This window comes from Psychrobacter sp. K31L (assembly GCF_017942195.1).
Lineage (GTDB): Bacteria > Pseudomonadota > Gammaproteobacteria > Pseudomonadales > Moraxellaceae > Psychrobacter > Psychrobacter glaciei.
In genome coordinates, this window is record NZ_JAGKSC010000003.1 from 175660 (window position 1) to 188173 (window position 12514).

The 12514-nt window shown below is 44.2% G+C and carries 10 protein-coding genes; 4 read left to right on the forward strand and 6 right to left on the reverse strand.

Annotation, left to right across the window (positions count from 1 at the left end):
* Positions 1–27 precede the first annotated feature (27 nt).
* Positions 28–1323, reverse strand: coding sequence for an NCS2 family permease (locus tag J5X94_RS06270; RefSeq protein WP_010201193.1), 1296 nt, complete (start codon positions 1321–1323; stop codon positions 28–30).
* Between the two features lie 610 nt (positions 1324–1933).
* Between J5X94_RS06270 and tolQ the strand changes: the two genes are divergently transcribed.
* From tolQ to J5X94_RS06290, 4 genes are all read left to right on the forward strand, one after another.
* Positions 1934–2662 (forward strand): protein TolQ, encoded by a 729-nt coding sequence (gene tolQ / locus J5X94_RS06275; RefSeq protein WP_189584860.1) that lies wholly within the window; start codon positions 1934–1936, stop codon positions 2660–2662.
* A complete protein-coding gene (tolR, locus tag J5X94_RS06280) occupies positions 2659–3117 on the forward strand; it encodes a protein TolR (RefSeq protein WP_210540644.1) in 459 nt (152 codons plus the stop codon). The genes tolQ and tolR overlap by 4 nt, the downstream gene beginning before the upstream one ends.
* Before the next feature lie 75 nt (positions 3118–3192).
* Positions 3193–4221: a cell envelope integrity protein TolA gene (locus J5X94_RS06285; RefSeq protein WP_228293181.1), complete on the forward strand. Its 1029-nt coding sequence runs from the start codon at positions 3193–3195 to the stop codon at positions 4219–4221.
* A gap of 137 nt (positions 4222–4358) precedes the next feature.
* Entirely contained in the window at positions 4359–5651 is a 1293-nt protein-coding gene (locus tag J5X94_RS06290; protein WP_210540645.1) for a PD40 domain-containing protein, read from the forward strand.
* A 162-nt stretch (positions 5652–5813) separates the two neighbouring features.
* Here J5X94_RS06290 and J5X94_RS06295 read toward each other — a convergent pair whose 3' ends face one another.
* The 5 genes from J5X94_RS06295 to J5X94_RS06315 all read right to left on the reverse strand — a co-directional run bounded on the left by J5X94_RS06295 (position 5814) and on the right by J5X94_RS06315 (position 12492).
* The gene (locus J5X94_RS06295) at positions 5814–6446 is read right to left on the reverse strand and encodes a c-type cytochrome (protein WP_210540827.1); all 633 of its coding nucleotides are present in this window, start codon (positions 6444–6446) and stop codon (positions 5814–5816) included.
* Between the two features lie 89 nt (positions 6447–6535).
* Positions 6536–8137 carry a flavin monoamine oxidase family protein gene (locus J5X94_RS06300; RefSeq protein WP_210540646.1) on the reverse strand — a complete coding sequence of 534 codons (1602 nt, stop codon included), beginning with the start codon at positions 8135–8137 and terminating at the stop codon, positions 6536–6538.
* Positions 8138–8343: 206 nt separating this feature from the next.
* Positions 8344–9813 (reverse strand): cytochrome c, encoded by a 1470-nt coding sequence (locus J5X94_RS06305; protein ID WP_210540647.1) that lies wholly within the window; start codon positions 9811–9813, stop codon positions 8344–8346.
* Positions 9814–10798: 985 nt separating this feature from the next.
* Entirely contained in the window at positions 10799–11416 is a 618-nt protein-coding gene (locus tag J5X94_RS06310; RefSeq protein ID WP_194619890.1) for a flavodoxin family protein, read from the reverse strand.
* An 83-nt stretch (positions 11417–11499) separates the two neighbouring features.
* The gene (locus tag J5X94_RS06315; RefSeq protein ID WP_210540648.1) at positions 11500–12492 is read right to left on the reverse strand and encodes a polyphenol oxidase family protein; all 993 of its coding nucleotides are present in this window, start codon (positions 12490–12492) and stop codon (positions 11500–11502) included.
* Positions 12493–12514 lie beyond the last annotated feature (22 nt).

Below are 12514 nucleotides of genomic sequence, written 5' to 3' on the forward strand. Positions count from 1 at the left end.
ATAAACTATCCACATCACGTTAGCGACTTATAAAAGTACCAGCTTTGCCAATAAAATGGCTGTCAAAATCCACACTGGAATCGTAATTTCAGAGAACTTGCCTGTCATCAACTTCACCGCTGTAAAGGTAATAAATCCAAGCGCAATACCATCAGCGATAGAATACGTGAGCGGTGTTAGTAATAATACCACTGCTACTGGTGCTGCTTCCGTCAAGTCTTCCCAATTAATGTCTTTGAGGGTGAACAGCATCAATACCGACACATAGAATATCGCCCCTGCGGTCGCATAAGCGGGAATCATACCCGCTAATGGCGCAAAGAAAATACTGAGCAAGAATAGCACACCAACCGTCACAGCCATCAGACCAGTTCGACCACCTGACGCAACTCCTGACGCACTTTCAATATAACTGGTCGTTGACGAAGTACCTAGCATGGCACCGGCAACCGTAGCCGTTGAATCAGCCAATAGCGCTTTGTCCATATTAGGGATATTGCCATCTTTATCAATCAGGCCTGCTTTATTGGCAATACCAACCAAGCTGCCTGCTGTATCAAACAGATCAACGAATAAGAAAGCAAAAATAACACTAATCATGCCAATATCAAACGCGCCTGCGATATCAAGCTGCATGAGTGTTGGCGCAATCGATGGCGGTGCCGACATAATGCCCGTAAACTGCGTGTTACCAGTAACCAAACTGATCAAGGTAATCAGCAAAATACCAATGGTTACCGCACCTGGGACTTTTTTATACACCAAGCCGATGATAATAAAGAAACCGAGAGCAGCCATCATAGGGGCAAATGCAGTCATATCACCAAGCATGACCAAGGTCGCATCACGACCTACGATGATGCCAGAGCTTTGCAGGGCAATAAATGCCAAAAACGCACCGATACCAGCAACGATACCTTGCTTAAGGCTCGTTGGAATGGCATTAATAATCCATTCGCGAATCTTGAATAAGCTTAAAAGGATAAACAAACAACCAGATAGAAATACTGCTCCTAACGCTGTCTGCCATGCATAGCCCATACCCAGCACCACACCGTAGGTAAAGAAGGCGTTTAAGCCCATACCTGGCGCTAATGCCACTGGCAATCTGGCATAAATACCCATAATAAAGCAGCCTATTGCCGCTGCCAAACAAGTAGCAACGAACACCGCTCCTTTGTCCATACCCGCTTCTGCTAATACATTGGGGTTCACAAAGATGATGTAAGCCATCGTCAAAAAGGTAGTAATACCGGCAAGAATTTCCGTTTTGACCGTGGTGTTTTCACCGTTGATCCCAAAATAGCGTTCAATTGCATTCATAAGTGTCGCGCCCAGCTTGCTAGTGAAAGAACAAATTTATTGGTGCCTAAAATAAAGATGACGTCAACAAGCAGGTTGCGACGTCATAATCAAAAGGCAGCGGTAACAAAGAGCAACATTTTAGAGAAAATGAGATACAAATTCAATCATTACCCGTGCCTTGCTGGTTTAAAACGGAAATAAGGCTGTCTTGGCGTTTAAATACTGGATAATAGTTGTATTACTGCCCAACCCTGCCTTTAAACCCACCTTATATCGACGAAAATTACACCTCTATCAATAAAATGCAGTTTTTTTCGCTTTAACCTTTTAAAAAAATGACCTTTTCTTCATTTAGCAGTACACTAGTCGGTTGATATAAGTGTGCATAATGCATTGACGCTTCATAGTATGATCGTTTTATCGATTCTGCACGCTGTACTATATGAAAAATATTATTCGTGCATAATATAAGTGCATTTTGTTGAATACCTTCTATTATTACCAGCTTGTGTTACTAGCTATTACCAGCTTAGTTTCGATGCCCTATATTCTATAGTTGTTAGAGGTCTTATCCGGTCTACGTATGGCGCGTATACCAGTTATTGTTAATTACCCGTGAGTCCAATACATGCCTGAATCATTAAATATTATCGACCTTATCACCCAAGCCAGTCTATTGGTACAGATTGTGATGGCGCTCTTATTGCTAGCGTCTTTGCTCAGCTGGGTCATTATTTTTCGTATGAGTGCACGGCTTGGTACGGCTAAGAACTTTGATCAACAGTTCGAGACTTGGTTTTGGTCGGGTGAAGATTTGGCAAAGTTGTACCAAGGCGTGCAAGGCTCCCCTGAGCGCCAAGGACTTGAGCAGATATTTTATGTGGGCTTTTCTGAATATCTCAGGATGCACAAAAAACGTCAGCCGAAAGATGACATTATCGATGGGGTTGAGCGTAAGCTTCGGGTCGGCTTAGGACGTCAGCAGCAGTTATTAGAATCTGGGCTCACTACCTTAGCCAGCATCGGCTCAGTTGCACCTTATGTCGGCTTATTTGGCACCGTATGGGGCATTATGAATGCCTTTTTGGGACTATCCCAAACTGAGCAGGCGACCCTAGCCTCTGTCGCGCCAGGCATCGCTGAAGCACTAATCGCCACGGCCATGGGTTTGTTTGCGGCTATTCCTGCTGTGCTCGCGTACAACCACTTTACGGCCAAATCAAGCCGTTTGTATGATTCACGTGCACTATTCTGCGATGAGATGACAGGTATGCTCCAACGTGAGACAAGCGTCCAAAGCGTGGTAGATAGAGACAGCGCACTTAATGGTCATGCAGGTCAGGTGACAGGGCTATGAAACCAAACCCCTATCGCCGAGAGAAAAAAGCGCTGAATGCGGAGATGAACGTCGTTCCTTATATCGACGTGATGCTGGTGCTACTGGTGATATTTATGGTAACTGCGCCGATGCTGATCACCGGCGTCGATGTCGAGCTACCAAAAGAGCAAACCAATACCATGAGTCAAAGCCAGTTACCCGTGATTGTCTCCTTAACCGATAGTGGCGAGATTTTTATCAGTTATGAAGACAATGTTGACCTGCCGATTAGTGAGTCAGAGCTGATTAATACCTTGTCTAATCTGCAGGCGCAAAGCAGCGATGCGGGCGCGCAGCCTTTACAGGTCATGATCAATGCCGATCAAAACAATCAATATGGCGCTATCATGACCTTGATGGCAAGCTTGCAGCAAGCAGGTATCCAAAAGGTGGGATTATTAACGGGCGCACCCTTGCCTACACCCTCATCATAATGAATCCTATTGTTAGCACCGCTTGTTATAATAAAGTAGATAATCTGATGAACCTCATCCTTCAATATCATGTCCATGAGTATCACTGCCATGAATAATGCGCCTGCTGTTTATGTGCCGACCCAACCTGAAGGCAATGGGCTGACACTGCCTACGCTCCTCAGCTTGCTTGCACATGGTCTGGTGATTGGCATACTTATTTATACCTATCAAAATACAGAAGTTGAAACGGTAGGTAGCTTAGAGACCGTCATGGTCTCCCCTGAACAGCTGGCTGAGATGCAAGGGCAAATCCTTGCCAATCGTGCCGCTGCTGCCAGTGCTATGCAAGCTGATAGTGGTACGAGCAGCTCATTCAGTGATATGCCAGAGAACACGGCTGACGGTAGCGCTAGCATTCAAAACCCTAACCAACCAAACTCGCAGCGCGTGCCTGTCTTTACGCGCTCTGACGATCCTGCCAGTCAACCAATGCTGATGAGTGAAGAGCAGCATCAACGCTTACTTGAGCAAAACCAAGAATATGAACGCAATATGGCTGAATGGGCAGCACAGCTAGATGAGTCGGTAGTAGAAGAACACAATCAAGTTGAACAAGATAAAAGACAACAGCTCATCGAAGAACAAAAACAGCTTAGGGATTACCGTAATAAACAAAACAACCCGCCTAGAATTACACGCCCTACTGCTACTGATAAAAATTTAAAAATTGACACTGGCAGCTCTGGCAGTGCCAATAAAAACTTTAGCTTATCAGAAGATGGTGAGTCGACTGTATCTGGCGATTCTTCTACCTCTAGTATGGCAAAAGGCAGCAGTCGCTCTGCCTCAAGCGGCAGTCGCGGTGCCAGCAATGGTGAAATCATCAATTTAATCAAACGCAATTATAGCCCGCCAACCGCTGCCAAAGGCTCGACTCAGCGCGCCACCTTAACCATCACTGTCAATGCGAGCGGCAATGTGGTCAACGTCTCCGCTTCAGGACCTGATAGCGCGGTCAATGAAGCAGCCAAACAAGCAGTTTTGAATACTGGCAGCTTACCGATTGATGCTGATGATCCTAAGTACCCTACTTTTACCATACAGTTTAAAGGTAGCAATTAATCAGTTACCCAGTCCCTATATTATTGATAACGTTACCTTAAACTGCTTGCACTGTGTGTAATATTGCCATACCGTAACGGTAAACTTAGCCCCTATAAAAAATAACGATTAGACTATTTCAGGAGTTCAATTCGGTCATGCGTACTCATCAGAAGTTATGCCTTTCTTTACTTGCCAGCACCTCAACCTTGCTTATTTCTTCCAACTTGTTGGCGGCGCCTGTCGTCTTAGAATTGGATTATGATATTCCAGTCCAACAAAACCAAGTGGCTTTTGTGCCGTTTGCAGGTGATTCTGTGCTATCGCCGATTATTCTCAATGATTTGAGCAAAACTGAATTAAAGGTGACCAGTAAAGATTTGCCACAACAGCCGCGCAGTATTAGCGAGCTGTCAGGCACATTACCGGTTTGGCAAAGTATGGGAATTCCTTACCTAGTGGTCGGTAGTACTCGCAGCAACCGCGGTAAAGTAGTCACCGATTACGAAGTAATTGATATCAAATCTGGCCGAGTGATTGAAGGCAAGCAAAGCTTAACGGCTGACAATAATAAAGAAAGCATGCGCTATGCTGGTCACGTCATCGCTGACAAAGTTTATGAGCTGATTACTGGTATTCCAGGTGATTTCTCCGGACGTATTGCTTACATCGAAGAAGTTGGTACTGGTAAAGAAAAAGTATCGCGCTTAAAAGTCATGGATGCTGATGGCGAAAACGCTAAGACCATTACTGAAGTTGCTGGTTCTATATTCTCCCCATCGTGGTCACCAGATGGTAATCGCATCGCCTATTCTGTGCAGCGCGATAAATCATATCCTGTTATTTATGTACAAAACGTGAGCGGCGGTAGTGCAAGTGCTTTGACGCCATTTTCTGGTAGCAATTTAAGCCCATCATTCTCACCAGATGGCAGCAAGATACTGTTTTCTAGCAGCTTTGAAGGCAGTGCTGATATTTATGAGATAAGTGCCAGCGGCGGTAAACCTAGACGAATCACCAATTGGCCAAGCAGCGAGGTACAGCCAAGCTATGCACCAGATGGCAAATCTTTTGTATTCGTCAGTGACCGATCAGGATTTAATAAACCACAGATTTACCGTTATGAGTTTGGATCAGGAAATACGACCAAAGTATCAAATAGCGGTTATGCCACTAGCCCGCAGTTTAGTAGCGATGGCTCACAAATTGCCTTTTTAAGTGGTCGCTCAGCGGCGATCATGAATAGCGGCGGTGCTATCACTACGAATTTGGGCAATACGGGTATCGATGAAGCACCGAGCTTTTCACCTAACGGTAAGCGTGTGGTCTATGCTTCTACTCAAGGCGGCAAAGGCATATTAACCATCAAATCACTGAACGGTGGCGAGTCATTCGGTAAGTCTGGTCAAGGCACTATTCGCTCACCAGTCTGGTCATCCAGCCCTAAATAAACCCTCTCTCTCATTATCTTTCTTAATCCATAAAGCCTTGCCTATAAAAAAGCGCCTAATAAATAATTAGGCGCTTTTTTATGTTGTGGAGAATGGTTAAGACACTTTTGTACGAACCATTTTCGCTTAAAAAACTATTAGCTAAGAATTTAAATAATAGTGTTACTCATCACTCGGATCACCCGCTGATGGATTGGGATGCCGCAGTTTTGCCACATCTTCAGCGGTAACGGTATCGGTAAAACCATTTAGGTCACTGAGCACATATTGAGTAACCGCAGCCATCTGCGCATCGTTCATCATCCCATGGAATGACGGCATACCACGAAAGCCATTAATCAAGATATCAATGATGTAATACTTTGATTGCATCTTACTGTTATTCGCCAGTGGTGGATAATAGCCTGCGCCATCAGCACCCTCGCCTTTGTGCATATGACACGCCGCGCAAGAGTCGTGATACAGCTTTTTGCCATCTGTCGTCACAAACCCATTTGTACCTTCAAACTTTGCGTTCCACTTAGTAATATTTGGGTCATCTTCCATATTGGGCAATGAGCTGTCGTCGACAATATTGATAGGAGGTGCATTAAGCTCCTCACGGCTCATATAAACACCGCCCCACGCACCCGTATTTCGGCTTTCTTGATATTCATTGGTTGTTAGGGAATCCTGATCTTGCACACTGGAAACCGTTACTTCATCATCTGACTGTTGACTACAGCCCAACAGTGCTGCACTGCTTATCCCACTCAGCAGCATCACCGTCAGCAGTTTGAGTGTCATGTCTTTCATGACTTTTTTCTTCAAGATTGCCTTTTTCACGATTGCATTGTCCATAATAGCCTCTGAATTTTGTAGTTATTCATATTAACCAAGCGTTATTAAACAAGCATTTTTGCTTTTTTATGTAGGCGCTTCGCGGCATCCATACCAGATAAAATAGCACCTTCTTGCCATGCCGGAATATGTGAGCAATGCTCGCCCGCCAGCACAATACGATTATCAATACTGCACAAGGTGTCGTAATGCTGACGACGGGTCGACTCATTCCAAATCCCATAACAGCCAAGCGTCCATGGGATACGGTGCCAGACAACTGATGTCCCTGTGCGGAATTCTTTTGGATACTGAGGATGGATATATTTACCATAAGCAAGCGCGACATTAATACGTTCTTGTGGCGTTAAGGTATTAAACTTATAAGACGTAGGACCATAACCATACGCGCCGAGTAACACGCCCGTACCGTCTTTGAACATATTTTGTGAAGGATAGGCAATTTGCGCAATGGGCATATCGGTATAAGTCAGACCACCAAATATCCACTCATCTTCTTCCCAAAAGCGACGGTTGAACTCTAAGCCAACTTTATAAGAGGTCTCATAAGGCACAGCGGCCATTGCCTGTTTCATTGGTTTTGAGACATTGATATCAATCTGCGTCAGCACCGTTAGCGGAATATTGCAAACGCACCAATCTGCACGAATGGTCTTGGTAGCACCATCTGGACTGTTGCTGTCGACATAATCGACGGTGACGCCACTGTCATCTTGATGAATTTTAGTGACCTTTGCATTAAACTCAATCATATCGCGGCATTCACGGGTGAACGCATCACCAATTTTCCCCATGCCGCCTACTGGCTGAAACATGGTTGGTTGATGAGCATAAGTCATATGATTGCCATAAATATCTGCCCACATCCCCGAATCCAATATCTCACTGATCGGCAAAGGTTTTGATGGTGTCGCATCGGGCATTAAGCCACCGCCGGGAAAGACACTAAAGCCACGATGTTTACTGGTCTCATTACTGGCGCGATAACGATAATCTTTATCGAGCACACCCCAACCTTTTAAACCTTCTAATAGCTTTTCTTTGTCCTCAGTATTGACCGAGCGATCAAGACCACCGACGTTGACTGACTTTGATAGCAGCTCCGCGACATGACCTTGAATATCGTTTTTCACATCACCCAAACGCTGCGGTACACCATTGAAATGATCAGTACGATGCAAATAAGCGCGATCATTGGTTTGGATAAAGGGCTGCATTTCAACGCCGAACTGTTTGCAATAATGGAAGACGGCATAGTGATGGCTTGGTAGACGCCACGGCCCACCATTAAAATAATTGCCCTCTTCAAAATCACAGGTGACTTCTTCACCACCAAGCTCGGTATATTTATCACCGCTGTTCAATGTCCAACTACGACCGCCGCCACGATTTTGATATTCGAGTACTTTGACATCGTAGCCCGCTTTGCGTAACTCATAAGCCGCGGTCAGTCCGCCAAGACCGGCACCAAGAATGACGATACTAGCGCCCGGAGGTGCACCTTTAAGATCCATGGTCTCTTTAAAACTCGACTCTGAAGCAAATCCTAATGTCGTCATTGCCTGATACATCGCTGTCGCGCCTGCGGTTTTACCAATCATCGAGAGCAGTTGGCGCCGCGTTGGTGATTGAAGCATATCTTTCATAATAATGTCCTTAAAGTAGACGTCGTGTATAACGGTAGGCAATCGTCTTTGGCATTTTGCTTTTATTATCGGCTCAGTTTATATCGAACGTTTATCTTACCAAGCCTTAATGCATTACCGTTTTAACCTTAATTCTCGTACTGTAATCAGCGTCTAAAACGCCTTTATAAGTTCTTTGTTCGACCATTTATCTAAATAGAGTCAAACTAAGCGCGGCGTCTAGAGCGTAAGATGGCGCGGATGATAAACACAATAATAGCAATCGCGACGATAATACCGATTATCGCCAGTAAGCCTGCGTACTTAATCAGAAAAGGCTTATCAACGCCAGTATTTGCGATACGATCGACATCGCTGGCATTCACGTCACTGCTGGTAAGACCACCAAAATTCACCCGTACGTAATTGGTAATACCAGCGATTTGCTCGCTATTTAATTCGTCTGAAAATCCTGGCATGATGGGCGACGTATTGGTTGCCCCTTCTACCCCATGAAGGATCATATTGACCAGCGCATCAGGTCTTTCGCGGCGGATACTACTCAGGCCGACGATAGGAGCATAACGTGCATCAGGCTGACCATAACCGTCAACCCCATGACAACTACCACAGGTGGCTAAATATAATGATTCGGGGGAATTACTGCCATTACCTACTTCAGCTTTTGCCTGTTTCAAATATTCTTTTTGCGCCAGTAGATCATGAGTGATAGATTCGTTGATTGGCGTTGGTAGGCGCGACACATCTACCGCAGACACTTGATCGTCGGTCTGGACAGCAGGTACTGCCTTCAGATAAGAAGCAATGGCACTCAAGTCTTCGTTTTTTAAGTAGCGGGTACTGTGCGCGACTGCTTCACCCATGGGACCACCAGCGTAAGCACGATGGTCAAGTTCACCCGTACGCAGATAAGTGACGATATCCTGCTCACTCCAGCTACCGATACCACTCGACTCATCAGGCGTGATATTTGGTGCATGCCAATGACCGAGCTGGGCACCAGATAAGTACATACTCTTATCAAAACCCATCGTACTATTACGTGGGGTATGGCAAGTGCCACAATGCTCTAGATTATTGACCAGATATTCACCGCGTTTTTGGGTCTCGTTCAGTCCGTCGCGCTTTTCAGTAGACGGTACGTTGAGCAAATTCCAGCCAATCATTAAACTGCGAATATTAAAAGGAAATGGCAAGTCTGTTTTTTCTTTAGGAGCTTCGTCAACCGCTGGTACTGTCTGTAAATAAGCAAACAACGCACTGATATCTTCTTCTTTCATACCACTATAAGAAGGGTATGGCATGGCAGGATAAAGCATATGATTAGGCGCACGACCTTTTTGCAGCGCATTCTTTAAATCCGCTTCGGTATAGTCGCCGATACCGTAACGTTTGGATGGCGTGATATTGGTGGAGTAAATCTCTCCCATTGGGGTCTCGATTGGTGTCCCACCGGTATAGTCCTCACCATGACATGCCATGCAATCGGCCGCACGGGCAATGTAGGCACCGCGATTGACAAGCTCGCTATTGGCAGGGCTAATATTAGGTAAACTAGTATTAGGTAAACTGGCATTGGCTAGGCTTGTATTAACGCTGCTTGCACCTTCAGCCATCGCAGCGTTGGAGGTCATACCAATGACGAGCATCGATAACATCATAGAAAGTGGCTTCATAATATCCTCATATAGCTGGCACCTAGGGTGTTTTAAGTATTTTTAATTCGTGACAGTTATCATTCAACCGTATCTACATTCAAAAAATCCAAGTCTTCCACTATTCATCTATACTTTCGCTGTGTGTTCTTCGTACTAAATATTAAGAGTCGATAACGAATTTTTCTTTATTATTTATAAGGCAATTATCAAGCTTAGTTACCGTAGAATGTCTGTCCTCCTTACTAAGGTAAAACTATTTTGCTAAAATTGTTCGATTAGTAACTTAATCCTCCTATTTTTTTACAAAAATAAAAGTTCCTATAATCAGCACTGAGTTTTTAATTAATTAATATATTTTTTTATATTATTATTACTGATGTTTTAAAATACTGATGAAAAACAACTACTCATCATTATGAATCGCTCAATTCATTTTTTTCTAGTGACGAACCAGTTAAAAAAAACTTAATGAACGCATAATTTAGCTGTTATTTTTAATTTCCACTGTACATAATACATACACAGTACAGAATCAGCATACTGTCCCTGCTTTCCCTAGTATTTACTATATGTATGGCATTAGCCGTTGTATAACACGGTAATTTGTTTATGATGAACGCTGTTTTAACAATGCCAACTGTGTCCTGAGATATCCCTATGAAACCCCTCATTATGACTTATATACTTTCGGCGACGATGCTATTAACCGCATGCCAATCTTTTCAATTTTTCGACAGTCCTATTCCTGTTACGGCGTTGTCAACCAAGGTCATTGATAAATAGCTTTACTCATGACAATAAAAAAAGCAGATATCAAATTGATATCTGCTTTTTTGGTTTACTTAATAAACGCTAAGGTCTAATGATATTATCAGCAGGCTCTATAGTCGGTTCAATATAATTTGGATACAAGGAAGGCGAGTGAAAGTACTACAAATAGTAGACTAAGCGAGCCTGACACCGTATCTAATTTATATGAGATTGACTATATCATAATCGTACTTTAGCAAGTTGATGTGGCTGGTTGATGCTTTATGATAGTCTTAGCCAAATGATCACCGAACCAAATAGCTGTATCGATATCGCCTTTCCCTGGGGTCTCTTCAGGTGGACCATCAAGGGATTGCGTCATTAATCCTAAAAAACTAGATAGACGGTTCAAGTCGTGAGCCTCATGACCTGTCGGCATTAATGGCAAACCGATCCAATTCATACCATGCTGCATGGCATATAGAGAAATCTGCTGTAGCACAGCAAGTTTATCACCACTCAGTCCACCCGAGTTGGCAAAAGCGGCTGCCCACTTGCCTTCCCATTTTCTGTGATACCAGCGCTTTGAGGTCTCATCCATAAAAGTCTTAAATTCAGCAGTCACGCTGCCCATATAGACGGCACTACCAAAAACCAGCAGATCTGCCTGATCTAAAAAATCCCAGTCGACATCGTGAACATCGACGGCTTTTGCCTGCGCTTCTGGAAGTTGCTGGTGCGCCCCCATGACGATTGCTTCAGCCACACGCTTGGTATGACCGTAGTTGCTATGATAGATGACGGCAATCGATACACTTTGCGTGTTGTCAGTCAGTGTAGATGTCAAAGATGCTGTGGCAGATGTATTCATACAAACTCTAATAATAACTATAAATAATTGAATAGAAATAAAACGGATTCAGGATGCTTAGTATCTACCAGCGTCCGGTAGATTTATTCTGACTGGGTAGCAGAACGGCGTACAATCACTAGTGCCATCCGTCCCGTTGCAGGCTGCTGTAAATGCGTCTGACGTCGATAAGAGTAATAACGAGCATCGGCATAGCTACAGTCTATAGGTGACTCGTTGCACAGTATTACACCAGCAGTGCTTAACTGATCAGCAGCAAGTCTTGGTAAGTTAAGCTTAATTTTACCCGCGTTTACTTTAGCGTAATTTGATAGTTTATCAACTGACTTATGTAAGTATCGAGGATCAATATTCGACTCTTTACTCATATCAGTACGACTGTCATCAGCGATCTGATTCTTAGAAGCCATCACGTAGCGCTCATCAAATTTTTCAATACTGGCTGACGTCAATGACTGACTGTCTATACAACCTGCCAGTAGCTTATCGCGAACTTGACTGCCCACTTCATAATTTTGTTGGCTGATACAGACACCAATCCATGCCATGATTTGCCCTGAATCAGTAAAACACTCAGTCGTTGCTTTGATGACGCCACATGCCAACCCTTGCCAACCCGCGTGAATAGCGGCAATTTTGCCACTGGCTGGTTGGTATAGAACGATAGGCACACAATCAGCAGTCATTATCGCTAGACCCACCCCTGCTTGCTGGCTCAACATAGCATCAGCTGCCACCGGTCGCATACTTAGCGCTGTGGCGTCAGTATCATGAATGCAATTGCCATGAACTTGATTGACCCAATGCAGTCTTTTAATAGGGGTATATCGCGCGCTGATTGATGGCAAGCTAGTAAACTGCTCATTCATCGCCGTCAGAAGCCGCATGCGATTGTCTAAGACCTTGGCAGCGCTATCATTGACGTGCAAGCCTAAATTGAGCGTGCCATAGTTCGCTTGTCTCAGCTGGCTGGTTATATCAGCCTCGCATTCATCCTTACTGGTGAATGCGGCTGTCTGAAAAACCGCCACATCCTCTAGCTGCGCTAGTAATGTCATAGGAAGCTTATGAGTCATGGCTGATTTACCGTCTTAATGA

Bases quoted from the DNA above. Each gene is read 5' to 3' on its own strand.
- J5X94_RS06270 (WP_010201193.1), bottom strand. From the start codon at position 1,323: ATGAATGCAATTGAACGCTATTTTGGGATCAACGGTGAAAACACCACG.
- tolQ (WP_189584860.1), top strand. From the start codon at position 1,934: ATGCCTGAATCATTAAATATTATCGACCTTATCACCCAAGCCAGTCTA.
- tolR (WP_210540644.1), top strand. From the start codon at position 2,659: ATGAAACCAAACCCCTATCGCCGAGAGAAAAAAGCGCTGAATGCGGAG.
- J5X94_RS06285 (WP_228293181.1), top strand. From the start codon at position 3,193: ATGAGTATCACTGCCATGAATAATGCGCCTGCTGTTTATGTGCCGACC.
- J5X94_RS06290 (WP_210540645.1), top strand. From the start codon at position 4,359: ATGCGTACTCATCAGAAGTTATGCCTTTCTTTACTTGCCAGCACCTCA.
- J5X94_RS06295 (WP_210540827.1), bottom strand. From the start codon at position 6,446: ATGAAAGACATGACACTCAAACTGCTGACGGTGATGCTGCTGAGTGGG.
- J5X94_RS06300 (WP_210540646.1), bottom strand. From the start codon at position 8,137: ATGAAAGATATGCTTCAATCACCAACGCGGCGCCAACTGCTCTCGATG.
- J5X94_RS06305 (WP_210540647.1), bottom strand. From the start codon at position 9,813: ATGAAGCCACTTTCTATGATGTTATCGATGCTCGTCATTGGTATGACC.
- J5X94_RS06310 (WP_194619890.1), bottom strand. From the start codon at position 11,416: ATGAATACATCTGCCACAGCATCTTTGACATCTACACTGACTGACAAC.
- J5X94_RS06315 (WP_210540648.1), bottom strand. From the start codon at position 12,492: ATGACTCATAAGCTTCCTATGACATTACTAGCGCAGCTAGAGGATGTG.